Origin of the sequence: Dryocola clanedunensis subsp. sulfonylureivorans, assembly GCF_016756775.1 — a bacterium.
Classification (GTDB): Bacteria; Pseudomonadota; Gammaproteobacteria; order Enterobacterales; family Enterobacteriaceae; genus Dryocola; species Dryocola clanedunensis.
This window is the reverse complement of sequence record NZ_JAERMU010000007.1, coordinates 212,852-239,315: the sequence shown is the minus strand read 5'-3', so window position 1 is coordinate 239,315 and position 26,464 is coordinate 212,852. Positions and strand designations below refer to the sequence as shown.

The following is a 26,464-nucleotide window of genomic DNA, read 5'->3' as shown; positions in this document are numbered from 1 at the left end:
ACAAGGAAAATCAATTCATTGATTTTCGTCTGCTTACCACAAAGAAGGAAAAACCACGTTTGTTCCTTCTTTGTCAGCAATCTAAAACGCCTGATGGCAGACATCAGGCATTTTACTGACGAAAAGGGCAAAGCCTGCCAGTGTAGCTCAGCTCTGGCTCATCTCTTTGACCAGCCCGACGATGCTCTGGGCATCAAAACCATGGTACTGGCGCAGGAAGCGACGGTCGGCTGCGGCTGCGTAGCTGCCGTCCGGGATCCCCAGTCGTTTGAGTCTGGCCGTTGCGCCATTTTCAGCCAGCACCTCAGCCACCAGGCTGCCCAGCCCGCCGTTGATATTGTGCTCTTCAACGGTAATCACCGTGCGGCAGTCCTTTAATACCTGCATGAGTGCAGCGCTATCGCATGGGCGAAGAGAAGGAACGCCGATGACTTTCACCTGGATACCTTCGTCAGCGAGCACGGCGGCAGCATCGGCGATTTCATGGACGGTAGACCCCGTCGCCACCAGCGCCACGTCATGCCCTTCACGCAGGATGTTCACCGCTCCGGGAACGAAGGTATAGCTTTCATCATATAATTCCGGCAGCTCTTTGCCGTCCATGCGGATATAGACCGGCCCTTGATACGCCAACGCGTAATCAATGATTTTGCGGCACTCGAGCGGGGAAGATGGCGCAAAGATTTGAATATTGCCAAAACCGCGCATCACAGAGAGATCATCTATCGCATGGTGTGTACTGGCCAGCGGCCCGTAGCTTGCCCCGGCATTCAGGCCAAACAGTTTAACGTTGGTATTGTTGTAACAGATGTCGACTTTAATTTGTTCGTTGGCACGCGAAACGAGGAAAGGCGCGGCATTACAGGTCACCGCGATTTTGCCCCCCAGCGACAGCCCGGCAGCCATACCGACCAGGCTCTGCTCGGCTATCCCCACGTTCACGACTCTGTCGGGGTATTTTTTGATAAAGGGGGCAATCTTAGCGGTTGATGTTGAATCCGCCACAACCGGTACGAGGTCAACGCCACGATCCACGGCATCAATAAAGGCCTGCACCATCACGTTCGCAAGGTGTTCTGCATTACGCATCTTTCAGTTCCTCCAGAGCCAGTTCTATTTCATCGCCTTTGGGTACCCGGTGATGCCACTCCGGCCGTCCCTGAATAAACGAGACGCCGGCACCTTTAGTGGTATGGGCAATAATCACGTTTGGCTTCCCTTTCTGGGTTAATTGCTCAATGGCGGTCACCACGGCGGCGATATCATTGCCCGCGCACTCCGTGACTTCCATACCAAAAGCGCGCCATTTGTCCGCCAGCGGATCGGTATTCATAATGTCTTTGGTTGCGCCCGCCAGCTGAAGGTTATTTTTGTCGTTAATGATGACGAGGTTGTCGAGGCCATAATGAGCCGCCGCCAGCGCCGCCTCCCAGTTACTGCCTTCCGCCAGTTCACCATCGCCGGTAATCAGAAAGACGCGACGCGGGCTGTTATTTTTCTTTGCAGCCAGCGCCAGCCCGACGGCCACGGGCAGACCATGTCCCAGCGCACCGGTATTCAGCTCCACGCCGGGCGTTTTCTGTTTTACCGGGTGGCCCGGAAGATGTGAGTTTGGCTGCTGATAAGTCTGCAGCCAGTCCACCGGAATGAACCCCGCTTCGGCAAGCACGCAGTAATAACATCCCACCGCATGGCCTTTGGACTGGATATAGATGTCTCTTTGGTCATCATCCAGACGATCCGGGGAAACGTTGAGTATCCGAAAATAGAGGGTCGTGAGCAGCTCAACCTGTGACAAATCGGCCCCGGTGTGGCCACCGGCCGGGCTGTTGGCGTTAAGTCTGATGATATGCCGGCGTACCGCCCGCGCCGCTTTCTCAAGCTGGCTAACATCATAGTTGTAGGGATTCATGTTCCACCTCTGAATTTAATTTCATTATTGAATATTTATTCCAATGGCGATAAAAAAAATCAGCGCGATCGGGCTGTATGGCGATCGGATGATGTCAGAAAAAGTTGGCCTCCCCCGCTGTCATTCCCGTGGCAACCTCACACTTATGGAGCGCGAAATTGCCTGTGAATATATATTCATATATAATTTACTATTCAAGTATGTTCTCCTTTTTGCTCAATTGTCCAGCACCCTTCGCAGGGAATGGCAAAAAATATGCGTCCCGTCACGCTGAACAGGCGTCGCCGATCGGGTAATATGTGTCCCACATCTGGCTGCACTTAATTGATTTATATTGAGGAATTGTATGGCTAAGCAGGATGAACAGCGCCTGTTGGTAAAAATTGCCACGCTCTATTATCTGGAAGGGCGTAAGCAATCTGATATCGCTGAGTTACTCTCTCTTTCCCAGTCCTTCGTCTCCCGGGCCATTACCCGCTGCCAGAAAGAGGGCGTGGTCAAAATAAGCGTAGTGCAGCCCTCAAACATTTTTTTGAATCTGGAAAAAGGGATTGAAGAACGCTACGGCCTGAAGCAAGCCGTGATTGTGGATGTCGAAGAAGATGCGAGCGACGCGGCGATCAAGCGCGCCATCGGCTCCGCCGCTGCGCACTATCTCGAAACACGCTTACGGCCTAAAGATTTGATTGGTATCTCCTCCTGGAGTTCGACCATTCGCGCGATGGTCGATGCCGTCCACACCCAGAATTTAAAAGCCAGCGGCATTATTCAGCTGCTCGGCGGCGTCGGACCCAACGGCAACGTTCAGGCAACCATCCTCACCCAGACCCTCGCCCAGCATCTGAACTGTGAAGCCTGGCTTCTGCCTTCGCAGAGCATTGAAGGCTCCATGGAAGAGAAAAACCGCCTGGTCGCCAGCAAAGATGTTGCCGACGTTATCGCCCGTTTCGATGAGGTGGATATTGCCATTGTCGGGATTGGTAGCCTTGAGCCTTCGCAGCTGCTGAAAACCTCGGATAACTACTACCATGACGAAATGCTGAAGATGCTGGCGGAGCGCAACGCCGTCGGGGACATCTGTCTGCATTACTACGACAAACAGGGCAACGCGGTGTTACGCAATGAAGAAGATCCGGTTATCGGCATGGAGCTTGAAAAGGTGAAGAAATGCCCTAACGTCGTGGCTCTGGCAGGCGGCGCGGAGAAAGTTGCGGCCATCAAAGGTGCGCTGACGGGGGGGTATATCGACGTGCTTATCACCGATTACCCTTCGGCAAGGTTATTGCTTAAAGAGTGATCGGCCGCTCGCCTTTGTGTTTTCCCCGACAAAGGCGAGTTAACTTAATGTTAATTTTCAATCAATTATAAAGAAATCATCCACTTTCCCCTCTCATTACCTTTACCCTCTCGCTACATCTGATTAATAAAAGAACTGTGATTTTTAGCACAAATGCCGATATTGCCAGTAGCCCGGCAGACGATATATCGCTAAGGTATCAAATAAATAATCAGCATCGAATATATATTCAAGTGGACAGCAAAGACCCCCTATACCGACGATGAAATCGGGTAACGGCATAAAGTGCAGTCTGCTGCAGAGCAGCTCAAATAAGGGACTTTGCCTCCTCAAAGCAGCTGGATCACGTTTCATCGGGAGAAAGGATATGTCGGGTTTGAAAGATATTGTTATCGCCCTTGATGAAGGGACAACCAATGCGAAAGCCGTGGCGCTGGATGGTCATGGGAACGTTATTGCAAAATTTTCGCAGGCCCTGACGATTCAGACTCCGCGAGAGGGTTGGGTTGAACAATCCGGCGAAATGCTGATTGCGGCGTCCGTACAGGTTATCGCCCAGGCCATAGCGCACGTTGGGGCTGAGCGGGTGGCCGCGCTGGCCATCAGCAACCAGCGCGAAACGGCTATCGGCTGGTATCGCAGCAGCGGCCAGCCTCTGACTTCTGCTATCACCTGGCAATGCTCACGTACCGCCGACTTCTGCGAAGGACTGCGTCGTGACAATCTGGCAGCCCATATCAAGGCCACAACGGGTTTACCCGTCGCGCCCCTCTTTTCCGCATCCAAAATGCGCTGGCTGCTGGAGTCCGTCCCCAACGGTTTTGCGCTGGCAGAACAGGGGGAAATCTGTCTGGGCACCATCGACAGCTGGCTGCTGTGGAACCTGACCCAGGGCAAGGCTTTCGCCTGCGATTACTCCAACGCCGCCCGCACCCAGCTGCTGAATTTACAGCAGGCCGGCTGGGACGACGAAATGTTGACAATATTCCACATCCCCCGCGCCGCCCTGCCGGATATCCGCCCCTCCAGCGGCCTGTTCGGGTATACCGCAGGCCTGAACGAGATCCCTGACGGCATCCCGATCATGTCAATGGTTGGCGATTCTCATGCTGCGCTTTTTGGTCACGCCATGGGCGAACTGGGCCGCGTCAAAGCCACCTACGGCACCGGCTCTTCGGTCATGGCGCCGGTCACTTCGGCACAATGCAATATCGATTCGCTGGCTACCACCATTGCATGGCATGACGGACAGACAATGGTATTCGGGCTGGAAGGCAACATTCCCCATACCGGAGACGCCGTCGCCTGGATGGTCGACATGACCGGGCTGGATGCGCTGTCGAAAGATGAGCTGGCCGACGCGCTGACGACCCTGCCCGCCTCCGTTGACTCAACGCTTGGCGTCTATTTTGTTCCCGCGCTGACCGGGCTGGGCGCGCCCTGGTGGAGCGAAAATGCCCGCGGACTTATCTGCGGCTTAAGCCGGGGCGTTAAGCGGGCGCATCTGATCCGCGCGGCGCTGGAATCAATTACTTATCAGATTGCCGACGTCGTGCTCGCCATGCGCCAGCATAGCGACTTTACCCTTTCCGCACTGATGGTTGACGGTGGCCCAACCTGTAATGACTGGCTGATGCAGTATCAGGCGGACCTGCTGGGCTGCCCGGTCATGCGTAGCGACATACCGGAGCTGTCGGCCATTGGGGCCGCCCTGCTGGCCCGTAAAGCCCTCAGCCCGATGACGCAGGCAGAGATGAAAAGCTATGTCTCGGCACACAGTACTTTCCATCCTGATATGCAACGCCACGGGCGTCTGCAAAAACGCTGGCATGAGTGGCGTCATGCCGTTGAACGAACCTTAGAAAAAACGTCGCCGCCCGTCGCTTAGCTTCTCCAGGCAAAACCCCGGGCCGGACAAAAACACGAGTTTTCGCTGTACCCAAAATAACTATATAGAGAGGACATCGTTATGAAATTACCGACAAAACTGCTCACCATCGCCACCCTCAGCGCCTTATCTCTGGCGGCCAGCGCCGCAGAAAAAGGCACCATCATGATCATGGTCAACTCCCTGGACAATCCTTACTACGCCTCGGAAGCGAAAGGCGCCAGCCAGAAGGCTCAGGCGCTGGGCTATAAAACGACTATCCTCTCCCACGGCGAGGACGTTAAAAAGCAAAATGAGTTAATCGACAGCGCTATTGGCCAGAAAATTCAGGGCATTATCCTGGATAACGCGGATTCAACGGCGAGCGTTGCGGCAATCAAAAAAGCCAAAGACGCCGGTATTCCGGTGGTGCTAATCAACCGTGAAATCCCCGTTGATGACGTAGCGCTGGTGCAGATCACGCACAACAACTTCCAGGCAGGTTCAGAAGTTGCCAATACCTTCGTCGAGAAAATGGCTGAAAAAGGCAAGTACGCCGAACTGACCTGCAACCTCGCAGACAACAACTGCGTGACCCGTTCCAAATCCTTCCACCAGGTCATCGATCAGTACCCGGACATGACCAGCGTCGCCAGACAAGATGCCAAAGGGACGCTGATTGATGGTAAACGCATCATGGACAGCATTCTTCAGGCGCACCCCGATGTGAAGGGCGTGATCTGTGGCAACGGGCCCGTTGCGCTGGGCGTGATTGCCGCCCTGAAAGCCGCGGGCCGCAATGATGTCATCGTGGCAGGCATTGATGGCAGTAATGAAGAGCGCGATGCCGTTAAGGCCGGGACGCTTAAGGCAACCGTCATGCTTCAGGCTCAGGCCATTGCGGCTCAGGGCGTGACCGACCTCGATAATTACCTGCAAAAAAATGAAAAACCGCAGAAACAGAGAGTGATGTTCCGCGGCATCCTGATCACCCCAGAGAACGCGGACAAAGTCTCAGATTTCAACTTTAAGTCCTGATGCTATGCAGTCGCGCCCTGCATAAGGGCGCAGAGGAGAAGGTTATGACCAGAAAAATATGGCTTGCCGCGGCCATGCTGGCGCTCGGTGGCTGTCGTATCGTGTCGCAGCAGGAACTGGCCGATCTGCAGTCGCCGCCCAACCCGCATATGGCGGCAGTTGCTCAGAGCTGGAAACAAAAGCTGGTGCCGCAGGTCATTCAGGACGCACGGCCGGTAGCCGAGCTGCTGCAGGCCCTTCACCAGGAAAAAGATTTCGACACGGCCTGCCAGAAGCTCGGCTACCGCTCGCAGGATCAGTACCCGTGTGTTTTCTACGTTAAAGCCGTAGGACAGGTGGTGGATATTAACACCGCTTCCCGTAGCGGGAAGCTAACGCTCAAGGACATAAGCGGTGCGAACGTCGTGGTGCAGATTGGCCCGACTATTCGCGGCACCCAGCTGCGCGATGGCTTTAAAGGCACGACTTATCAGGACTTTAACGATCAGGTTCTGTTCGGTGAGTACGGCAGGGCAATCAACGACCAGGCCGTGAATATGGTGCAGAAAGCGCAGATCAAGGTCGGCGAAACGCGCGAGATTTATGGCGTCGTCTCCACCTGGGACATCCCTGACACCCTGCCGGCTATCACACCGGTACAAATTCGTCGCGCTGGGGGGCAATAACCATGGCTAATTCAGCGCTGCCGGAAGGCAAGCAAGACGAGCCGGAAGTCATCATTGAGACTCGTGAGCTTTCGCGGGTATATCCCGGCGTGATGGCGCTCGATAGCGTCAACTACCGGGTTTATCGCAACAAAGTCAACGTGCTGATTGGCGAGAACGGCGCCGGAAAATCGACCATGATGAAAATGCTGGCGGGCGTTGAGACCCCCTCCTCCGGGCAGATTTTTCTTGATGGTCAACCCGTCACGCTCGGCTCCACCCATGAAGCGGAAAAGCACGGCATCAGCATTATTTTTCAGGAGCTGAACCTGTTCCCGAATATGAATGTGATGGACAACATTTTTATTGCCAACGAAGTTTTCCAGCGTGGACGCATCAACGAAGCCTGGCAGTATCAGCTGGCGAAAAGTCTGCTGGAACGGCTGGAGCTGGACGTTGATCCGCTCACACCGCTGGGTGAATTGGGTATTGGCCACCAGCAGCTGGTGGAGATTGCCCGCGCGCTGTCGAAGGACACTCGTGTGCTGATTATGGATGAACCAACCTCAGCGCTTAGCCAGTCCGAGGTGAAAATCCTCTTCAACGTCATTGAGCAGCTCAAACGCCGGGGCGTCACCATCATTTACATTTCGCATCGCCTCGAAGAGCTGATGGAAATTGGCGACAACATCACTATTTTCCGCGACGGACGCTTTATCTCTGAGCGCAACGTTAGCGATGCCAGCATTCCATGGATCATCGAGCAGATGGTCGGGGATAAGAAAAAACATTTCGATTATCAGCCTGCATCCCAGGGCGAATGCGTGCTGCAAGTTGAAGGACTGACCGCCCTGCATCAGAGCGGCGGCTATAAGCTGAACAACGTTGGTTTTAGCCTGCATAAAGGCGAGGTCATCGGAATTTATGGCCTGCTGGGTGCCGGACGCACCGAACTGTTTAAAGGGCTGATAGGCCTGATGCCCTGCCAACAGGGCACTATTCATCTGAACGGTGAAAATATTTATAAAGCCTCCTTCCAGGCGAGGCTAAGAAAAGGGCTGGCGCTGGTGCCGGAGGATCGTCAGGGCGAAGGCGTCATCCAGATGATGTCTATCCAGTCCAATATGACGCTTTCGGATTTTAGCCTCCAGGGGTTTCGACGTGCGTGGAAATGGCTCAACCCCCACAAGGAACAGGAGCGCGTTAAAAGCATGGTTAAGGAGCTGGCGATCAAGGTCAGCGATGCCGGACTGCCGATTACCTCGTTAAGCGGCGGCAATCAGCAAAAAGTTGTGCTGGGCAAAGCGCTGATGACCAATCCACAGGTCGTCCTGCTGGATGAACCAACGCGAGGCATCGACGTAGGGGCTAAGACGGATGTTTATCATCTGATTGGCCGCATGGCCCACCAGGGGCTGGCGGTGATGTTTTCCTCCTCTGAGCTTGATGAAGTTATGGCGCTGGCCGACCGTATTCTGGTCATGGCGGACGGGCGTATTACCGCCGATCTGTCCCGCCAGCAGATCACTCGTGAACGGTTAATTACCGCTTCAACCCCTCAAGACTAATTCAGGCAGGAGCTGCTCATGAACCAGAAATATATGTTGTATATGTACCTGCTGAAAGCGAGAACGTTTATCGCACTTCTTCTTGTCGTCATCTTTTTCAGCGTGATGGTGCCTAACTTTCTGACCACCTCCAATCTGCTGATCATGACTCAGCACGTCGCCATTACCGGGCTGCTGGCTATTGGTATGACGCTTGTGATCCTGACCGGGGGAATCGATCTCTCCGTGGGGGCCGTCGCCGGGATCTGCGGCATGGTGGCGGGCGCACTGTTAACCAACGGTCTGCCTTTATGGAATGGCTCCATCATCTTCTTCAACGTGCCGGAAGTGATTCTGATCGTCGCCGTCTTCGGCATTCTGATCGGGTTTGTTAATGGCACCGTCGTCACCCGTTTTGGCGTTGCGCCCTTTATTTGTACCCTGGGCATGATGTATGTCGCGCGCGGCTCCGCCCTGTTATTCAACGACGGTAGCACCTACGCCAACCTTAATGGTATGGAAGCGCTGGGCAATACCGGCTTTTCGATCCTGGGATCTGGTTCGTTGCTCGGCATTTATATTCCTATCTGGCTGATGGTCGGCTTCCTTCTGCTGAGCCTGTGGCTGACCACCAAAACGCCGCTGGGCCGCTACATCTACGCCATCGGCGGCAATGAATCAGCCGCTCGCCTGGCCGGTGTGCCGATCATCAAATCCAAAATCTTCGTTTATGCCTTCTCGGGTCTTTGTGCCGGGCTGGTCGGTCTGATTGTGGCATCGCAGCTGCAAACGGCACACCCGATGACCGGCAACATGTTTGAGATGGACGCCATCGGCGCCACCGTACTGGGCGGCACCGCGCTGGCAGGAGGACGTGGCCGGGTCACGGGATCGATCATAGGCGCCTTTGTCATCGTCTTCCTGGCTGACGGCATGGTGATGATGGGCGTCAGCGATTTCTGGCAGATGGTGATCAAAGGTCTGGTTATCGTCACGGCGGTGATCGTCGATCAATTCCAGCAGCGCCTGCAAAACAAAGTGATTCTGATGCGCCGCCACGAAGAAAAAGCGGCTATACCGTCAGCATCCCAGCCGACTCAGAGCTAAGCAGAAAATTCAGGAGAGAGAAATGAACAGAGATTTTAAACATCAAACCGTGGTTATCACCGGCGCATGTCGGGGAATTGGCGCGGGTATCGCCGAGCGTTTTGCCCGGGATGGCGCAAACGTAGTGATGGTGTCCAACGCCGAGCGCATTCATGAAACGGCAGACGATCTGCGCAAGCGCTATCAGGCCGAGATCCTCTCCCTGCAGGTGGACGTGACGGATGAGGCCCAGGTGCAAAGCCTGTACGAGCAGGCCGCCGCCCGCTTCGGTCGCATTGACGTGTCCATCCAGAACGCGGGGGTTATCACCATTGATTATTTTGACAGCATGCCAAAAATTGACTTCGAAAAGGTGCTGGCCGTGAACACGACGGCCGTCTGGCTGTGCTGCCGTGAAGCCGCCAAATATATGGTCAAACAAAATCAGGGTCGCCTGATCAACACCTCTTCAGGCCAGGGCCGCCAGGGCTTTATTTATACCCCCCACTACGCGGCCAGCAAAATGGGTGTTATCGGTATCACGCAAAGCCTCGCCCACGAACTTGCTCCCTCTAACATCACGGTAAACGCCTTTTGCCCCGGCATTATCGAAAGTGAAATGTGGGAATACAACGACCGGGTATGGGGTGAAATTCTCAGCACTGACGCCAAACGCTACGGCAAAGGTGAGCTGATGGCCGAATGGGTTGAGGGCATCCCACTCAAGCGGGCAGGTAAACCAGAAGATGTTGCAGGACTGGTGGCATTTCTGGCCTCTGACGATGCGCGCTATATCACCGGCCAGACGATTAATGTGGATGGCGGACTGATTATGTCCTGAGGGCAAAGATGCCCCTTCATTTATCAAAGCAGCGGAAAAGGAATACACATGATCGCAAAAGATTTCTCACAGCAGCTTTTCAACCTCCAGGGTCGGGTCGCTTTCGTCACGGGTGCAGGCAGCGGTATTGGACAGATGATTGCCTGCGGCCTGGCGAGTGCCGGCGCAAATATCGTCTGCTTTGATGTCCGCGAAGACCAGGGTCTGAATGAAACGGTGGACGCCGTTCAGGCTATGGGCCAGAAGGCTTGCCTGTTCGTCGGCGACGTACGCAAACTGAGCGATCTGCGTGAAGCCATGGCGCAGGCAAAAAGTCATTTCGGTCGTCTGGACATTGCCGTCAACGCCGCGGGCATTGCTAATGCCAATCCGGCACTGGAAATGGAGGCAGAGCAGTGGCAGCGCGTGATCGACATCAACCTGACGGGCGTATGGAACGCCTGCAAAGCCGAGGCGGAATTGATGCTGGAAAGCGGCGGCGGCTCCATCATTAACATCGCTTCCATGTCGGGAATTATCGTCAATCGAGGTCTGGAACAGGCGCATTACAACAGCTCGAAAGCGGGTGTGATTCACCTCTCCAAAAGCCTGGCGATGGAATGGGTGAGCAAAAATATCCGCGTTAACTCCATCAGTCCGGGTTATACGGCGACACCGATGAATACCAGGCCGGAGATGGTGCACCAGACGAAAGAGTTTGAAAGTCAGACGCCCATTCAGCGCATGGCAAAAGTTGAAGAGATGGCGGGCCCGGCTATCTTCCTGGCCAGCGATGCCGCATCATTTTGTACCGGCGTTGATTTGGTCGTGGATGGCGGGTTTGTTTGCTGGTAAGAAACGACCTGGCAGGATATTCGCGCCTGATGGCAGACATCAGGCGTTGCCCTTGCCATCGTATATTAATGGTGAAGTGGCTGCGGCGATCATCACAAAAATGGGTCATAACAAAACCCTATCACCCGTTTCTCTGCGGATAGTTATACTCAGGAAAAACACTCCCTTACCGAGGCCAGGATGTTCCAGATCGCCGCTGTCCCCCCAACTAATTCTGAGCTAAAACTTCTTGTTTCTGAACTTGATGCTTTTCAGGAGCAGCTCTACCCCACCGAAAGCAATCATTGCGTTGAGCTGACGTCCCTTGCCGAAGATACAGTGCGCTGTTTGCTGGTGCGCGATCAAAAAGGAGAAGCAGTAGGATGTGGCGCGATTATGTTACAGGGCAATGAAGCGGCCGAACTGAAGCGGATTTATATCAAGCCCACCAGCCGCGGCTTTAAACTCGGAGAGCGGATTGTCACGGAACTTGAATCCGTGGCTATGCAGGCCGGATGCTCTACGCTACGTCTGGAAACCGGTATTCATCAGCATCCTGCCATCAAACTCTATCGGAACTGCGGCTATCAGGTTTGCGAGGCGTTCCCCCCTTACTTACCCGATCCGCTAAGCGTCTTTATGGTGAAGCAGCTCTGAGCGATCTTTGACATTTAGCCCCACTGGTTTAGCATCCCTTTAAATTAAGCCGTTTAAGAATCGATGCTAAACCCATGACTATTCCAACCATCTCCCCGGCGGAAGCCAAAGTCCTGCTTGCACAAGGCGCGGCGCTTATCGATATCCGCGAACGGGATGAATACGCGCGGGAGAATATCCCCGAGGCCCATCTGCTTTCTCTTTCGGCTATCGAAAATGGCGATCGCCTTGGCCCTTTTGATCCTTTCGATACGGTGATCTTTTATTGCCAGTCGGGAACGCGTACCGCCCAGAACGCCCAGAAGCTGGCCGCAGCCGTCGAACCGGCAAAAGTATTGCTGCTTGAGGGCGGGCTGAACGGCTGGAAGAAAGAGGGGCAGGAGATTCTGGCAGACAGCACTCAGCCGCTGCCGGTGATGCGCCAGGTGCAGATTGTCGCGGGCTCGCTGATTCTGGCCGGTGTTGTCCTGGGCTACGCCGTGCATCCTGCCTTCTTTTTGCTCTCGGGCTTCGTCGGCGCTGGCCTGCTGTTTGCCGGAATTAGCGGCTTTTGCGGCATGGCTCGCCTGCTGGCGCGGATGCCGTGGAACCGTCGCTAATAACAGACCGCTTTATCGCTTGTGCAAACTGATCTATGGTTAAAGCAGATTCTACCCGAGGAAAAAGAGGCTCTATGTTTAAAGCAGGCGATCTCGTCCAGCCAAAAAAAGGCGGACCAAAAATGGAAGTGATTGATGTTCAAGGTGAAGATGTAACCTGTACGCCAGCGAATATCCTCAGCGGCGAGAAGATCACCCTTAAGGCTTCTGAGCTGGCTTTATATCACGAGGAAGGTGATTTCGGCGTCTGCTGATCTCACCGGCTGGCGGGCAATCCCCCGCCAGCCACAAATAAAATATGCCCTGTCCTTGTCATCGCCAGTTCTCAACAACCGGGCACGGCGGTATATAAGGCGCTGCAATCAATAGCCCTTTTCGTAGCCCGCCAAAAAACACTTAACCGCGACTTCGGTATTCACTTCCCGAAAGAAATCAGCCACTAGCTCTTTATCCAGATTATAACGACGCGTCAGCACGCCCGCTTCCCATGCGGCACGCTGTCTGTTGCCCGTTTGTTCTGAAATGCGGTGCGTAAACCCCAGCACGAAGCCACGCTTATAGTCGGAGCAAAACCGTGTCACCCTCGAGACACTGTCGGCTTCACGGGCTTTTAGCCCCGCCATCAACCCCTTGCCAAAATGGTTATCCACCCGTTTGCTCCTGTTTCGCAAATCGCTATATACGGAATTATACAGCGATAATTTATCGTCAGGAAAGGACAAAAACGGAAAATGTATTAACGCAATGATTTTAATGACCATTTTAAATTACAGAAGAGAAAATCAGGAAAGCGTGAAGGGAAAACGGCTTTTGGCAGATTTTATTGACCAAACAACAATAAATAAAAATTTTACGCTAATTGATGATTTCAACATAGAGATATAATCTACTCACCGGAAATTAATCAATCAATCAAGCTAGTAATCAGCCAGATTGCCGGCATTTACCACCTTTCATGATACGGAATCAGAATAATGTTTTCTCCTGAGTCACGCCTGCGCCATGTAGCAGCAGATACGTTTGCTATGGTGGTTTATTGCTCGGTAGTTAACATGATGATTGAGATCTTCCTCTCAGGCATGAGCTTCGATCAGTCACTCTCTTCCCGCCTTGTCGCCGTGCCGGTTAACATGCTTATTGCCTGGCCTTATGGCCTCTACCGCGATGCCTGGCTGCGAGCAGCCCGGCGTTACAGCACGGCCAGCTGGGTAGGAAATCTGGCCGACGTGCTGGCGTATGTCACCTTCCAGTCCCCTGTTTACATGCTGATCTTATTGAGCGTCGGCGCGGACTGGAGCCAGATTGTCGCCGCGGTAAGTTCGAATATCGTGGTGTCGATGCTGATGGGCGCGGTATACGGCTATTTTCTTGATTATTGTCGCCGCCTGTTCCGCCTGAGCGATGACCAGAATGCTAAAGCTGGCGTCTGAATCACAGACAGCGTGACTGGCAGCAATGCCAGTCTTATGATTAGTGCTCGCCAAATAGTCCTGACAAATAGCGCTCAAGGGCGATGCGGGAGCTAAAGCCGTGCGGAATACCGTAATGCTGGTGAGTGTCGCCGGCAAGGTACAATGGAAATTGCTGGTAGTGAGCGCAGGTTTTGATATCCGTCGCCGGGTCGGCGAGTGACTGGCTGCGCTCTTTCAGCGTCGGGTGGATAATCAGCGCGGTGCGCCCCATGCGGGCTTCGCGATTGACGTAAACATAGTTGTCTCCACGGCGATAGCCGTACGCCTTCGGCGTCACTTCATCCATGGTAAAACCAGCTTTTTCCAGTACGCGGGCCACCTCATCAGGTCTTAAATACATATTTTATCCTCGTCATCTTTTTAGCCAGGCAACCATACATTATCCAGCATTAGCGCGGCTTTCGGATTAGTCCATAAAGACGGTGAAAGTCCGTGACCTGACTCATCACTATAGATTATGGTCTACACTAGATGTCACATCGCAAAAAGGGAGATACCCATGTTTAACCGACCAAACAGAAACGAAGTTGATGAAGGTGTTGATGATATTAACCGCGACGTGAACCAGCTGGCGGATACGCTGGAAGAGGTTCTCAAGTCTTTCGGTAGCGATGTTAAAGAGGAAGGCGAAGCGGCACGTAAAAAGGCTGAATCCCTCCTGAAAGAGACACGAGCTCGCATGCAAGGCCGTGGCCGCGTTAAGCAGGCCGCCTGTGACGCGCTGGGCTGCGCGGATGATTACATTCGTGAAAAACCATGGCAGAGCGTGGGTCTGAGCGCAGCGGTGGGCCTGGTTCTTGGTGCGCTGTTAGCCTCACGCCGCTAAATCACGGAGAGTGAGACGACATGTCTGTTTGACCCCGGCAGCCCAGGCTCCCGGGGTTTTTACGTTATGGCCTGCCGAAGCCTGCGCGCATAGCGCTGAGCCTGCTCCTCAGACACAACGTTGGTAAAACTCATGACAATGCCCCCCGCCCCCTCGGGCGTTATCCGCCAGTCGCTGAGCGCCTGCACGGCAAGCCCTGCAGCCCGAGCTTTTGCTACCCTCTCACGGTCGTCCCCTTGTACCCGCATCACCAGCTGAATTCCTCCCTCCTGCGGCACAACCTCGAACCCTTCTTTTGATAATGCGTTCTCCAGCCAGATTCGTCGTTCGCTGTAGCAGTGGCGCATTTTTTTCAGGTGTCGCCAGAAGTGCCCCTCGCGAAGAAAATCGGCAATCGTCTGCTGGATTAAGACGGGGACCGTACAGGGAAGATGTCTGGTCTGACGCGTAAAGGCGGCTATCTGCTGTTGGGGCACCACCAGCCAGGCGGTGCGCAGCGCCGGAAACATTGATTTGCTGAAAGTGCCGGCGTAAATCACCCGCTCCGGCCCGTCCAGGCTTTTGACCGGCGGCAGCGGTTTGCCGTGGTAGCGGAATTCGCTGTCGTAATCGTCTTCGATAACCCAGCTCTGCCGCGCGGATGCCCACTCCAGCAGCTGATGACGCCGGTTAAGGGAGAGCGCCACGCCCAGCGGGCTTTGGTGCGCGGGCGTTAACAGCGCAAATCGCGCCTGGGGATAATGCTCCAGCCCATAGTCAATCTGCATTCCCTCGCCGTCCACCGGCACCGGATGTAGCGCCATGCCCGCGTCGGCAAATACCGGGCGGACGTAGCGATAGCCGGGATCTTCCAGCCAGATGCCATCACCCGCTTCCGCCAGCGTCCCGACCACCAGCCGCAAGGCGGCCTGAAAGCCCGCGGTAATAAAGATTTGCTCCGGCTGGCAGTCGATGCTGCGCGAAAAGCGCAGGTAGTCCGCAATGGCCTGGCGAAGCGTCGATTCGCCGTTTGCCTCCGGCATCAGCAGATCGTAACGCGTCTGCAGCCGTAACCTTCTGCCCGTTAACCTCGCCCACAGCGCCCTCGGGAAAGCGTCCAGCGCGGGCAGGCCCATCTGAAAAGGCATCGGTGCCCCCTGCGGCTGGCTGGTCGCAATGTTTGCGCCGCTGGCCGTAGGGCTTGCGGAGGGGCTGACAAACGTCCCCGCCTGGCCACGCCTTTCAAGCCAGCCCTGAGCAACCAGCTCTCCATAGGCATTCTCCACCGTCGCCCTGGCCACGCCCAGCTCCAGCGCCATCGTCCGGCTGGACGGCAGGCGGCTTCCGGCGGCCAGCTCACCGTCGCCAATCGCCTGTTTGATTTGGCGGGCTATCTGCTGATAACGGGGAATCGCGTGGTGAGCGTTCACTACCATTGAGACTGGCTTCTTTTTCATGGTCTGCTTTTTTAGTTAGTTTATGGCTCTCTTTTACAGTCCATCATAGTGATAAATTGCCCCCACACCAACATGAGGAGCCACACCATGATCGAATTACGCCAGCCTTACTACGACCTCTCCCCGGCCGTGTTTAAACCTATGCTTCAGGCGCTGAGCGGTCTGGAAGGCAGCTCGCTGGGTTCGACGCTGATTGAGCTGGTTTTCCTGCGCGTGTCGCAGATTAACGGCTGCGCCTACTGCCTGGAGATGCACGCCAAAGCGCTGCGCAAGGACGGCGTAGAGCAGAGCAAGCTGGATGCCCTGGCTGGATGGAAAGTGAGTAATCACTTCAGTGATAAAGAGCGCGCGGCGCTGGCGTGGGCCGAAGCGGTAACGCTGATTACCGAAGGCGGCGCGGACGACGCCGTTTATCGCCCGCTGCTGCAGTTTTTCACCGCTCAGGAGATAAGCGACCTGACCTTCGCTGCCAGCCTGATGAACGCCTTTAACCGTCTGGCAATCAGCATGCGGATGTAGATTTTGTGAATTCCCGGTGGATGACGCTATCGCTTGTCCACCCTACAATTTTCCACCACGCCCTCCTCCGCTCTAAATCCCCTTATCTAAAAATACTATATCTTGTACGGTTGAATATCATTTCAACTACATCTAGTATTCACTCATCAACCAACGAGAGAATACGAATCATGCGCATTACTATTTACACGCGTAACGACTGCGTTCAGTGCCATGCAACCAAACGCGCCATCGAAAGCCGTGGCTTCGCCTTTGAGCTGGTGAATCTCGACCAGCGGCCCGAAGCGGCGGACGATCTGCGGGCCATGGGCTTTCGCCAGCTGCCGGTCGTTGTCACCGACCAGGAGAGCTGGAGCGGTTTTCGTCCGGACATGATCAACCGCCTGCGTATCGTCGCCCACGCATGAGCAGCCTCGTTTACTTTTCAAGCGAGTCGGAAAACACCCGGCGCTTCGTCGAACGCCTTGGGCTACCCGCCCTGCGCATTCCGCTTGAGGTTAAACAGAAGCTGGTCGTGACCGAACCCTATATTTTGATCGTCCCCAGCTACGGCGGCGGCGGGATTGCAGGCGCGGTGCCGGCTCAGGTCATTCGCTTTTTGAACAACCCTGAAAACCGGGCTTTGCTGCGCGGGGTGATCGCCAGCGGCAACCGCAGCTTCGGGGAAGGGTTCTGTCGGGCGGGCGACGTGATAGCCCAAAAATGCCGGGTGCCGTATCTCTACCGTTTTGAGCTGCTGGGCACCGGACAAGACATCGAAAACGTGCGTAAAGGAGTGAGCGAATTTTGGCTACGACAGAATCAATCCGCGTAACCGCGACCGGGAGCGCGGACTATCACGCGCTCAACGCCATGCTGAATCTTTATGATGCCGATGGCCGCATTCAGTTTGCCAAAGACGAGCTGGCGGTCGAAAAGTTTCTTGAGCAGCACGTGCTGCCCCGAACCCGGCAGTTTTCCAGCCAGCATGCCCGGCTCAGCGCGTTGGTTGCCGAAGGCTACTACGATGACGCCGTGCTTAAACGCTACGAGTACGGCTTTGTCGTGGCGCTGTTTGAGAAGGCGCACAACAGCGGCTTCCGCTTCAAAACGTTCCTCGGCGCCTGGAAGTTTTACACCAGCTACACCCTGAAGTCCTACGACGGTAAAGAGTACCTGGAGCATTTCGAGGATCGCGTCTGCATGGTAGCGCTGACGCTGGCACAGGGCAGCGAGAAGCTCGCCTGGCTACTGATGGATGAGATGCTTTCCGGCCGCTTTCAGCCCGCCACGCCAACCTTCCTCAACTGCGGCAAGCAGCAGCGCGGGGAGCTGGTCTCCTGCTTCCTGCTGCGCATCGAAGACAATATGGAGTCGATTGGCCGGGCGGTGAACTCGGCCTTACAGCTTTCAAAGCGCGGCGGCGGCGTGGCATTTCTTCTTTCAAACCTGCGTGAGGCCGGTGCGCCGATTAAGCGCATCGAAAACCAGTCGTCCGGCGTGATCCCCATAATGAAAATGCTCGAAGATGCGTTTTCCTACGCCAACCAGCTCGGCGCACGCCAGGGGGCCGGGGCGGTTTATCTTCATGCCCATCACCCTGATATCCTGCATTTTCTGGATACCAGGCGCGAAAACGCCGACGAAAAAATTCGTATCAAAACGCTTTCCCTCGGCGTGGTCATTCCTGATATCACCTTCCAGTTAGCGAAGGATAATCAGCCGATGGCGCTCTTCTCGCCGTACGACGTGGAACGCCTCTACGGCAAGCCGTTTGGTGATATCGCGGTGAGCGAACGATATGAAGAGATGCTGGCGGACGAGCGCATCCGCAAAACGTTTATCAACGCCCGCGACTTCTTCCAGCGGCTGGCGGAAATCCAGTTTGAGTCCGGCTATCCGTACATCATGTTTGAGGACACGGTTAACCGCGCCAACCCGATTGCCGGGCGCATTAATATGAGCAACCTGTGCTCGGAGATTTTGCAGGTTAACGGCCCGTCCACTTATGACGAAAATCTCGACTACGCGCAGATCGGTAAAGACATCTCCTGCAATCTTGGCTCGCTGAATATCGCTCATACCATGGACTCGCCGAACTTTGGCCGCACGGTAGAGACGGCAATTCGCGGGCTGACGGCGGTCTCGGACATGAGCCATATCCGCTCGGTGCCTTCGATAGATGCCGGGAACGCGGCATCCCACGCGATTGGCCTCGGGCAGATGAACCTCCACGGCTATCTGGCCCGCGAGGGCATTGCCTACGGCTCGCCGGAGGGGCTGGACTTTACCAATATCTATTTCTACACCATCACCTGGCACGCCATCCACGCCTCAAATTTGCTGGCTCGGGAACGTCAACAGCGCTTTGCGGGCTTTGAAAACTCCCGCTACGCCAGCGGCGACTATTTCCGCCAGTATCTGGAAGAGGAGTGGCAGCCGAAAACCCAGAAGGTACGCGAGTTATTTGCCGGGGCGGGGATAGAGATCCCGACGCGGGAACAGTGGCGGCAGCTGCGTGACGACGTGATGAAGCACGGCCTGTACAACCAGAATTTGCAGGCGATTCCGCCAACCGGTTCCATCTCGTATATCAACCATGCGACCTCAAGCATTCACCCGATCGTCTCGCGCATTGAAATTCGCAAAGAGGGCAAAACCGGGCGCGTCTACTACCCCGCCCCGTTTATGTCCAACGATAACCTCGAGTTTTATGAGGATGCCTACGACATCGGCCCGGAGAAGATCATTGATACCTACGCCGAGGCCACGCGCCATGTCGATCAGGGGCTGTCGCTGACGCTGTTTTTCCGGGATACCGCCACCACCCGCGATATCAATAAAGCGCAGATTTACGCCTGGAAGAAGGGCATCAAAACGCTCTATTACATTCGCCTGCGGCAGATGGCGCTGGAAGGCACGGAGGTGCAGGGCTGCGTGTCCTGCGCCCTATAAGGAGAGAATATGACGACGCTTACACAAATCCGCGCCATCAACTGGAACAAGATCGAGGACGAGAAAGACCTCGAGGTATGGAACAGGCTGACCAGCAACTTCTGGCTGCCGGAGAAGGTACCGCTGTCCAACGATATCCCGGCATGGCAGTCGCTGGCCCACGACGAGCAGCAGCTCACTATTCGCGTGTTCACCGGGCTGACGTTGCTGGATACCATTCAGAATAATGTTGGCGCACCGGCGCTGATGGCGGATTCCCTCACCCCGCACGAAGAGGCGGTGCTGTCGAACGTGAGCTTTATGGAGGCGGTTCACGCCCGCTCCTATAGCTCGATTTTCTCGACGCTCTGTCAGACTAAAGACGTGGACGCGGCCTATGCCTGGAGCGAAGAGAACGAACCTTTGCAGCGCAAGGCGCAGATTATCCTCGCCCATTACCACGCGGACGATCCGCTGAAGAAGAAAATCGCCAGCGTGTTTCTGGAGTCTTTCCTCTTCTATTCAGGTTTCTATTTACCGATGTACTGGTCAAGCCGCGGCAAGCTGACCAATACCGCCGATCTTATCCGGCTGATTATCCGCGATGAGGCCGTGCACGGTTATTACATCGGCTACAAATACCAGAGGGCGCTGGCGCAGGAGAGCGCGGAACGGCAGGAGGAGCTACAAAACTTCGCCATTGGCCTGCTGCTGGAGCTGTATGAAAACGAGATGGCCTACAGCGAAGCGCTGTACGGCGGCGTGGGCTGGGTCGAAGAGGTGAGCACGTTCCTGTGCTACAACGCCAACAAGGCGCTGATGAACCTGGGTTATAACGCGCTGTTCCCACCGGAGATGGCGGAGGTTAACCCGGCCATTCTGGCCTCGCTGTCACCCAATGCGGATGAAAACCATGACTTTTTCTCAGGGTCCGGATCGTCATATGTGATGGGAAAGGCGGTTGAGACGGAGGATGAGGACTGGAACTTTTGATATTGCCTGAGGCGTCTTAAGTGTCGGATGGCGCTGGCGTTTATCCGACATACAAAAACTGGTGGGCAACGCTGGCGCTTATCCGACCTAAAAACTGGTGGATAAGCGCAGCGTCATCCGGCTGGTTAACGAACCAGATGCAGGAAGTGCAGGTGTTTCTCGTACTGGTCGAGGATATCGTGAATGATCTGCTCCTGGTTCCAGCCCATCAGGTCGTAATCCTGACCGCCTTCTCTCAGGTGAACTTCACCACGGTAATATTTCTGTTCATCGTCGCGTTCTTCATCGCTTAAGCCTGCCAGAGCAAAGGCGGGCTGAATGTAGGCGCGCAGACGAACCTCGTAGACGAAGTTAAGATCGTCGCCAAAGTCCACTTCGAAACGAATACGATCTTCCGCGGTATCGTCGATAGCGGAGACGGTATTCTGTTTAGCCAGCTCCGCTTCCACCAGCAGCATCGCCGGGTGGACCACCTCACTGACGAAGCGTTTGACCTGCGAACGTTTCGGGAAGTAGGCGATATTGCGTAAACGGCGCTGCCAGGAGATCGGGTTCCGGGCGGCCGTTGGCGCAATGGTCGTCATCTGCTGGCTGTCCTGCTTGTAGGCATCAATGCGTAGCGCCTTCAGCAGACCATAAATAGAGACCAGCAGGATGGCAGAGAATGGCAGCGCACTGGCGATAGTCACCGTTTGCAACGCCCCCAGCCCACCGGCAAGCAGCAGAGCAATGGCGACGGCGCCCATCATGCCAGCCCAGAATATCCGCTGCCAGACTGGCGTCTGGTCGGAACCACCGGATGCCAGGGTATCCACCACCATTGCACCGGAATCCGCAGAAGTGACAAAGAACACCACGACCATTGCCATAGCGATACAGGACAGGACCGTGGAGAACGGGAAGTGCTCGAGGAAGTTGAACAGGGCCAGTGAAACGTCGGTCTGCACGGTAGTTGCCAGATCCTTCGCTCCTTTATTCATGATCAGATTAATAGCCGTATTGCCGAACACCGTCATCCACAGCAGCGTAAAGCCCGCCGGAACAAACAGCACGCCCGTCACAAACTCGCGAATGGTACGACCACGGGAAACGCGGGCAATAAACATGCCGACAAACGGCGACCATGACAACCACCAGCCCCAGTAAAGCAATGTCCAGCCACCCAGCCAGTTGCTGGATTTTGGCTCGTAGGCATAGAGGTTAAAGGTCTTACTGACAATCTCGGACAGGTAGCCGCCGGTATTTTCCACAAAGGATTTCAATATCAGAACGGTTGGCCCGAGGATCATGACCAGCAGCAGCAGCAGCACGGCAAGGCCGAGGTTCAGCTCGGACAGAATTCGGATTCCTTTATCCAGCCCGGAAACCACAGAAAGCGTCGCCAGCCCGGTGATCACGACAATCAGAATCACCTGCATGGTTTCGTTAATAGGCACGCCGAAGAGGTGGTTCAGCCCCGCGTTGACCTGTAAAACCCCATAGCCCAGGGAGGTAGCGACGCCAAAGACCGTGCCGATGACCGCAAAGATGTCCACCGCGTGGCCAATCGGCCCGTAAATCCGGTTACCTATAATAGGATAGAGCGCGGAACGTAACGTCAGCGGCAAACCGTGGCGATAGCTGAAGAAGGCAAGAATCAGCCCGACGATGGCATAAATCGCCCAGGCATGCAGACCCCAATGGAAGAAGGTCAGGCGCATGGCCTGCTTGGCGGCCTCTACGGTTTCTGGCGTCCCTACTGGTGGATTAAGGTAATGCATCACCGGTTCGGAAACGCCGAAGAACATCAGGCCGATACCCATGCCTGCGGAAAACAGCATGGCGAACCAGGAGACATAGCTAAAGTCTGGCTGGGCGTGATCCGGCCCAAGCCTGATGTTGCCGTAACGCGACAGCCCGAGGTAGGTGACGCTCAGAAGTATCAGGGCAACAGCAAGAACATAAAACCAGCTGGCGTTAGTGAAAATCCCCTGCTGCAACGCTTTGAACTTGCGGTCAGCCAGCTCGGGGAAAATAGAAGAAAATGCAACAAGAACAATGATTAACGCGGCAGAGATAAAAAATACCGGGGGATTAATCTTACTGCGGCGACCTACGTTTTCCGTATCGCTTTGACTCATAAAATACCTTTTTGTTAGTCCGTTAAAGAGCGAGATTGACTGTTAAAAACCCTCCAACAAACGAAAAAAATTATCGCCTGAAAAAGCTGAACCGACGAGTTTACCATAAAGAAAATCTTAAAATTCTAAAAAGGATTTTAAGGTAAATTGTGATTAGCATTTTTACTTAACAAGTTCACTGCAACATTTAAAAATTTGCATAAATTTACGTAATAACTACTACATTTAAGCCGCTATTACCCGCAGCATTTGACGAAATTAATATGCATCCTGCTTGACTTATGACCACAAAATTTCGGCTCGCGCACCCTCCAACAGGCAAAAATATCCATTTATTAACAAAAAATATCGTTTGCCATGAATTTGCGCTTAGCCCCTGCTATCACAGACAATTTCACCCACGCATATTTTGTGGGTAATTATCTGCGCAGGCATTGAGGGTTGTCTCAGATTCTGAGTGTGTTAGGGTGTAACCAGGTAAATATTTCCATCAGGAATTGTGTATAGCTAAATTAAATATGGGATTAACTTTATTGCATGGCAATTAAATTAGAAGTAAAAAACTTATATAAAATATTTGGCGAGCATCCACAGCGCGCGTTCAAATATATTGAAAAAGGCCTTTCCAAGGCAGAAATACTGGAAAAGACAGGACTGTCGCTTGGCGTAAAAGACGCCAGTCTGGCAATTGAAGAAGGCGAGATTTTCGTCATCATGGGGTTATCCGGTTCGGGTAAATCGACCATGGTTCGCCTTCTCAATCGCCTGATTGAACCAACCCGCGGGCAGGTACTGATAGACGGCATAGACATTGCTAAAATATCAGACTCTGAACTCCGCGAGGTTCGCAAAAATAAGATATCAATGGTCTTCCAGTCATTCGCTTTAATGCCTCATATGAACGTATTAAATAATACGGCGTTTGGTATGGAATTAGCAGGCATGCCGGTTGCTGAGCGTCATGAAAAAGCGCTCGATGCCTTGCGTCAGGTTGGGCTGGAAAATTATGCCCACGCTTACCCTGATGAACTCTCCGGCGGCATGCGACAGCGCGTGGGATTAGCCCGTGCGCTGGCCATCAATCCAGACATATTATTGATGGATGAAGCATTCTCCGCCCTCGACCCATTAATTCGTACTGAGATGCAGGACGAGTTAGTTAAATTGCAGGCGAAACATCAGCGTACCGTTGTCTTTATTTCCCACGATCTTGATGAAGCCATGCGTATTGGCGACCGTATTGCCATTATGCAGGGCGGTGAAGTGGTACAGGTCGGCACGCCGGATGAAATCCTTAATAATCCGGCCAATGACTATGTGCGCACCTTCTTCCGCGGCGTAGATATCAGCCAGGTCTTTAGCGCAAAAGATATCGCCCGTCGTAGCCCGGCAGGCCTGCTGCGTAAGACTGTAGGTTTTGGTCCTCGCGTCGCGCTGAAGCTGCTTCAGGACGACGATCGTGAATACGGCTATGTCATCGAGCGCGGCCAGAAATTCCTCGGCATTGTCTCCACCGACTCCCTGAAAGCCGCTATGGCCAACGGACTGGGTCTGGATAGCGCATTTCTGGAATCCCCGGCGGCCGTCTCCGCCGAAACGTCACTGAGCGATCTGCTCACCCATGTAGGTCAGGCGCCGTGCGCGGTACCGGTTGTGGGTGAAGACAATCAGTACGTAGGCATCATCTCAAAAGGGGTGCTGCTGCAGGCATTAGACCGTGAGGGGGTGACCAATGAGTAATTCAAATCCGTGGGATACCGGCAGCGCAGCTGCCGACGCAACAACAAATCAGGCCGCAGCCAGTGCAGATGCATGGGGCAGCCAGGCAGCCTCAACGCCTGCCGCCAGCGGCAGCGCTGACTGGTTAAATGCAGCACCGGCCCCGCAGGCAGAACATTTTAATATTCTCGATCCGTTTCATAAGACGCTGATCCCGTTAGACAGCTGGGTCACACACGGCATCGACTGGGTCGTCACCAACTTCCGACCTGTGTTCCAGGGGATCCGTGTGCCGGTGGATTACATCCTCAGCGGCTTCCAGCACTTCCTGCTGGGGATGCCTGCGCCGGTGGCCATTATTATTTTCGCGCTGATTGCCTGGCAGATGTCCAGCCTCGGGATGGGGATTGCAACGCTGGTCTCCCTCGTTGCCATCGGTGCCATCGGAGCCTGGTCTCAGGCGATGATTACTCTGGCGCTGGTCCTGACGGCCCTGCTGTTCTGTATGATCATCGGGCTGCCGCTCGGCATATGGCTTGCGCGTAGCGATCGGGCCGCGAAGTTTATTCGTCCACTGCTGGATGCGATGCAGACAACCCCGGCGTTTGTCTATCTGGTGCCGATCGTCATGCTGTTTGGTATCGGCAACGTGCCGGGCGTAGTGGTGACAATTATCTTCGCCCTGCCGCCTATCGTGCGTCTGACCATCCTTGGTATCAAACAGGTGCCGGAAGATCTGATTGAGGCGGCCCGTTCGTTTGGTGCCAGTCCACACCAGATGCTGTTTAAAGTACAGCTGCCGCTGGCCATGCCGACCATTATGGCGGGCGTAAACCAGACGCTGATGCTTGCCCTGTCGATGGTCGTCATCGCCTCAATGATTGCCGTCGGCGGTCTTGGCCAGATGGTGCTGCGCGGCATTGGCCGCCTCGATATGGGGCTTGCCACCGTCGGCGGTGTGGGGATTGTTATCCTGGCCATTATTCTCGACCGCCTGACGCAGTCTATCGGCCGCGATTCACGAAGCCGTGGTAACCGTCGCTGGTATACCACCGGTCCTCTGGGCCTGCTGATTCGCCCCTTCTGTAAATAAGCCTGGCGGCGGCACTTTTGCCGCCCCCTTGCCCCTCATAACAAATAAGGATTAACGATGCGACACACTGCTATCTTAGCCACAGCCCTTGCCACACTCGTTACCACCAGCACCTTTGCTGCCGACCTGCCGGGTAAAGGCATTACCGTTCAGCCCGTGCAGAGCACCATCTCTGAAGAGACTTTCCAGACGCTGCTGGTCAGCCGCGCGCTGGAGAAAATGGGTTATACCGTTAACAAGCCAAGCGAAGTTGATTACAACGTGGCTTACACCTCGATTGCCGCTGGCGACGCTACTTTTACCGCCACTAACTGGCAACCCCTGCACGATGATATGTTTGCCGCCGCTGGGGGGAAGACCAGGTTTTATCGTGAAGGTAATTATGTCGAAGGTGCCGCCCAGGGTTATCTGATCGATAAAAAAACCGCTGAAAAGTACAAAATCAGCAACATTGCCCAGCTCAAAGACCCTAAGATTGCCAAATTGTTCGATACCAACGGCGACGGTAAAGCAGACCTGACGGGCTGTACGCCTGGCTGGGGATGTGAAGCCGTGATCAACCACCAGATTAAAGCCTTTGGGCTGAGCGACACCGTGGTGCATAACCAGGGTAACTATTCGGCCATGATCGCCGATACCCTGACCCGCTATAAAGAAGGCAAGCCGATTCTGTACTACACCTGGACGCCATACTGGGTAAGCGATGTCGTCGTTCCTGGAAAAGATACCGTCTGGTTGCAGGTGCCGTTCTCATCCATGCCGGGTGAACAGAAAAATATCGATACCAAACTGCCAAACGGCGCGAACTACGGCTTCCCGGTTAACTCCATGCACATTGTGGCAAACAAAGCCTGGGCTGAGAAAAACCCACAGGCGGCAAAACTGTTCAGCCTGATGAAACTGCCGCTGGCCGATATCAATGCTGAAAATGCAATGATGCATGCCGGTCACTCTTCAGAAGCCGACATTAACGGTCACGTTGACGGTTGGATCAAAGCTCACCAGGCACAGTTTGATGGCTGGGTAAAAGAGGCGCTCGCCGCTAAGTAACAATCTTGATACTTCCTGCGTT

Annotated in this window: 27 protein-coding genes; 21 read left to right on the top strand and 6 right to left on the bottom strand. The window is 54.5% G+C overall.

Annotation, left to right across the window (positions count from 1 at the left end; genetic code table 11):
- Nucleotides 1–147: 147 nt before the first annotated feature.
- Nucleotides 148–1,089 (bottom strand): transketolase family protein, encoded by a 942-nt coding sequence (locus HYQ67_RS09535; RefSeq protein WP_202303451.1) that lies wholly within the window; start codon nucleotides 1,087–1,089, stop codon nucleotides 148–150.
- Complete coding sequence (locus HYQ67_RS09530; protein WP_202303450.1) at nucleotides 1,082–1,912, bottom strand: transketolase; 831 nt, start codon at nucleotides 1,910–1,912, stop codon at nucleotides 1,082–1,084. The genes HYQ67_RS09535 and HYQ67_RS09530 overlap by 8 nt, the downstream gene beginning before the upstream one ends.
- A gap of 346 nt (nucleotides 1,913–2,258) precedes the next feature.
- On the opposite strand from HYQ67_RS09530, the gene HYQ67_RS09525 reads away from it, so the two are divergent.
- The 11 genes from HYQ67_RS09525 to HYQ67_RS09475 all read left to right on the top strand — a co-directional run bounded on the left by HYQ67_RS09525 (nucleotide 2,259) and on the right by HYQ67_RS09475 (nucleotide 12,555).
- Nucleotides 2,259–3,209: a sugar-binding transcriptional regulator gene (locus tag HYQ67_RS09525; RefSeq protein ID WP_202303449.1), complete on the top strand. Its 951-nt coding sequence runs from the start codon at nucleotides 2,259–2,261 to the stop codon at nucleotides 3,207–3,209.
- A 367-nt stretch (nucleotides 3,210–3,576) separates the two neighbouring features.
- Complete coding sequence (locus tag HYQ67_RS09520) at nucleotides 3,577–5,097, top strand: FGGY family carbohydrate kinase (RefSeq protein ID WP_202303448.1); 1,521 nt, start codon at nucleotides 3,577–3,579, stop codon at nucleotides 5,095–5,097.
- 81 nt (nucleotides 5,098–5,178) lie between these two features.
- On the top strand, nucleotides 5,179–6,114 hold the full coding sequence (locus HYQ67_RS09515) for a D-ribose ABC transporter substrate-binding protein (protein ID WP_202303447.1): 936 nt from the start codon (nucleotides 5,179–5,181) through the stop codon (nucleotides 6,112–6,114).
- Nucleotides 6,115–6,158: 44 nt separating this feature from the next.
- The gene (locus HYQ67_RS09510; RefSeq protein ID WP_202303446.1) at nucleotides 6,159–6,779 is read left to right on the top strand and encodes a DUF2291 family protein; all 621 of its coding nucleotides are present in this window, start codon (nucleotides 6,159–6,161) and stop codon (nucleotides 6,777–6,779) included.
- A gap of 2 nt (nucleotides 6,780–6,781) precedes the next feature.
- Nucleotides 6,782–8,326: a sugar ABC transporter ATP-binding protein gene (locus HYQ67_RS09505; RefSeq protein ID WP_202303445.1), complete on the top strand. Its 1,545-nt coding sequence runs from the start codon at nucleotides 6,782–6,784 to the stop codon at nucleotides 8,324–8,326.
- 18 nt (nucleotides 8,327–8,344) lie between these two features.
- Nucleotides 8,345–9,412 carry an ABC transporter permease gene (locus tag HYQ67_RS09500; RefSeq protein WP_202303444.1) on the top strand — a complete coding sequence of 356 codons (1,068 nt, stop codon included), beginning with the start codon at nucleotides 8,345–8,347 and terminating at the stop codon, nucleotides 9,410–9,412.
- 22 nt (nucleotides 9,413–9,434) lie between these two features.
- The gene (locus HYQ67_RS09495; RefSeq protein WP_202303443.1) at nucleotides 9,435–10,232 is read left to right on the top strand and encodes an SDR family oxidoreductase; all 798 of its coding nucleotides are present in this window, start codon (nucleotides 9,435–9,437) and stop codon (nucleotides 10,230–10,232) included.
- 48 nt (nucleotides 10,233–10,280) lie between these two features.
- Nucleotides 10,281–11,066 (top strand): SDR family oxidoreductase, encoded by a 786-nt coding sequence (locus HYQ67_RS09490; protein ID WP_202303442.1) that lies wholly within the window; start codon nucleotides 10,281–10,283, stop codon nucleotides 11,064–11,066.
- Nucleotides 11,067–11,246: 180 nt separating this feature from the next.
- On the top strand, nucleotides 11,247–11,702 hold the full coding sequence (locus HYQ67_RS09485) for a GNAT family N-acetyltransferase (RefSeq protein WP_202303441.1): 456 nt from the start codon (nucleotides 11,247–11,249) through the stop codon (nucleotides 11,700–11,702).
- Between the two features lie 74 nt (nucleotides 11,703–11,776).
- Nucleotides 11,777–12,301 (top strand): rhodanese family protein, encoded by a 525-nt coding sequence (locus HYQ67_RS09480; RefSeq protein ID WP_202303440.1) that lies wholly within the window; start codon nucleotides 11,777–11,779, stop codon nucleotides 12,299–12,301.
- Between the two features lie 74 nt (nucleotides 12,302–12,375).
- Nucleotides 12,376–12,555, top strand: a complete 180-nt coding sequence (locus tag HYQ67_RS09475) for a hypothetical protein (protein ID WP_202303439.1) — start codon at nucleotides 12,376–12,378, stop codon at nucleotides 12,553–12,555.
- A gap of 108 nt (nucleotides 12,556–12,663) precedes the next feature.
- On the opposite strand, the gene HYQ67_RS09470 is transcribed toward HYQ67_RS09475, so the two are convergent.
- Complete coding sequence (locus HYQ67_RS09470; protein WP_202303438.1) at nucleotides 12,664–12,951, bottom strand: DUF2623 family protein; 288 nt, start codon at nucleotides 12,949–12,951, stop codon at nucleotides 12,664–12,666.
- Between the two features lie 324 nt (nucleotides 12,952–13,275).
- Here HYQ67_RS09470 and alaE point away from each other — a divergent pair, with 324 nt between their 5' ends.
- The gene (alaE, locus tag HYQ67_RS09465; RefSeq protein WP_202303437.1) at nucleotides 13,276–13,731 is read left to right on the top strand and encodes an L-alanine exporter AlaE; all 456 of its coding nucleotides are present in this window, start codon (nucleotides 13,276–13,278) and stop codon (nucleotides 13,729–13,731) included.
- Nucleotides 13,732–13,771: 40 nt separating this feature from the next.
- Here the strand turns inward: alaE and HYQ67_RS09460 are convergent, their stop codons facing one another.
- The gene (locus HYQ67_RS09460; protein WP_202303436.1) at nucleotides 13,772–14,113 is read right to left on the bottom strand and encodes a DUF2002 family protein; all 342 of its coding nucleotides are present in this window, start codon (nucleotides 14,111–14,113) and stop codon (nucleotides 13,772–13,774) included.
- 159 nt (nucleotides 14,114–14,272) lie between these two features.
- Here HYQ67_RS09460 and HYQ67_RS09455 point away from each other — a divergent pair, with 159 nt between their 5' ends.
- A complete protein-coding gene (locus HYQ67_RS09455) occupies nucleotides 14,273–14,599 on the top strand; it encodes a DUF883 family protein (protein ID WP_202303435.1) in 327 nt (108 codons plus the stop codon).
- A 59-nt stretch (nucleotides 14,600–14,658) separates the two neighbouring features.
- On the opposite strand, the gene pdxR is transcribed toward HYQ67_RS09455, so the two are convergent.
- Nucleotides 14,659–15,990, bottom strand: a complete 1,332-nt coding sequence (gene pdxR, locus HYQ67_RS09450; RefSeq protein WP_202303477.1) for a MocR-like pyridoxine biosynthesis transcription factor PdxR — start codon at nucleotides 15,988–15,990, stop codon at nucleotides 14,659–14,661.
- A gap of 132 nt (nucleotides 15,991–16,122) precedes the next feature.
- On the opposite strand from pdxR, the gene HYQ67_RS09445 reads away from it, so the two are divergent.
- The 5 genes from HYQ67_RS09445 to nrdF all read left to right on the top strand — a co-directional run bounded on the left by HYQ67_RS09445 (nucleotide 16,123) and on the right by nrdF (nucleotide 20,460).
- Nucleotides 16,123–16,554, top strand: a complete 432-nt coding sequence (locus HYQ67_RS09445) for a carboxymuconolactone decarboxylase family protein (protein ID WP_202303434.1) — start codon at nucleotides 16,123–16,125, stop codon at nucleotides 16,552–16,554.
- A 170-nt stretch (nucleotides 16,555–16,724) separates the two neighbouring features.
- Entirely contained in the window at nucleotides 16,725–16,961 is a 237-nt protein-coding gene (nrdH, locus tag HYQ67_RS09440; RefSeq protein WP_202303433.1) for a glutaredoxin-like protein NrdH, read from the top strand.
- A complete protein-coding gene (nrdI, locus tag HYQ67_RS09435) occupies nucleotides 16,958–17,368 on the top strand; it encodes a class Ib ribonucleoside-diphosphate reductase assembly flavoprotein NrdI (protein WP_202303432.1) in 411 nt (136 codons plus the stop codon). The genes nrdH and nrdI overlap by 4 nt, the downstream gene beginning before the upstream one ends.
- The gene (nrdE, locus tag HYQ67_RS09430; RefSeq protein WP_202303431.1) at nucleotides 17,341–19,488 is read left to right on the top strand and encodes a class 1b ribonucleoside-diphosphate reductase subunit alpha; all 2,148 of its coding nucleotides are present in this window, start codon (nucleotides 17,341–17,343) and stop codon (nucleotides 19,486–19,488) included. The genes nrdI and nrdE overlap by 28 nt, the downstream gene beginning before the upstream one ends.
- A gap of 9 nt (nucleotides 19,489–19,497) precedes the next feature.
- Nucleotides 19,498–20,460, top strand: a complete 963-nt coding sequence (nrdF, locus tag HYQ67_RS09425) for a class 1b ribonucleoside-diphosphate reductase subunit beta (RefSeq protein WP_202303430.1) — start codon at nucleotides 19,498–19,500, stop codon at nucleotides 20,458–20,460.
- A gap of 125 nt (nucleotides 20,461–20,585) precedes the next feature.
- On the opposite strand, the gene HYQ67_RS09420 is transcribed toward nrdF, so the two are convergent.
- Nucleotides 20,586–22,580 (bottom strand): BCCT family transporter, encoded by a 1,995-nt coding sequence (locus tag HYQ67_RS09420; RefSeq protein ID WP_202303429.1) that lies wholly within the window; start codon nucleotides 22,578–22,580, stop codon nucleotides 20,586–20,588.
- 537 nt (nucleotides 22,581–23,117) lie between these two features.
- Between HYQ67_RS09420 and proV the strand changes: the two genes are divergently transcribed.
- From proV to proX, 3 genes are read left to right on the top strand one after another with little or no spacing between them, the layout of a single operon-like run.
- Nucleotides 23,118–24,320 (top strand): glycine betaine/L-proline ABC transporter ATP-binding protein ProV, encoded by a 1,203-nt coding sequence (gene proV, locus HYQ67_RS09415; protein ID WP_202303428.1) that lies wholly within the window; start codon nucleotides 23,118–23,120, stop codon nucleotides 24,318–24,320.
- Nucleotides 24,313–25,392: a glycine betaine/L-proline ABC transporter permease ProW gene (gene proW, locus HYQ67_RS09410; RefSeq protein ID WP_202303427.1), complete on the top strand. Its 1,080-nt coding sequence runs from the start codon at nucleotides 24,313–24,315 to the stop codon at nucleotides 25,390–25,392. The genes proV and proW overlap by 8 nt, the downstream gene beginning before the upstream one ends.
- A 57-nt stretch (nucleotides 25,393–25,449) precedes the next feature.
- Nucleotides 25,450–26,442, top strand: a complete 993-nt coding sequence (proX, locus tag HYQ67_RS09405) for a glycine betaine/L-proline ABC transporter substrate-binding protein ProX (RefSeq protein WP_202303426.1) — start codon at nucleotides 25,450–25,452, stop codon at nucleotides 26,440–26,442.
- Nucleotides 26,443–26,464 lie beyond the last annotated feature (22 nt).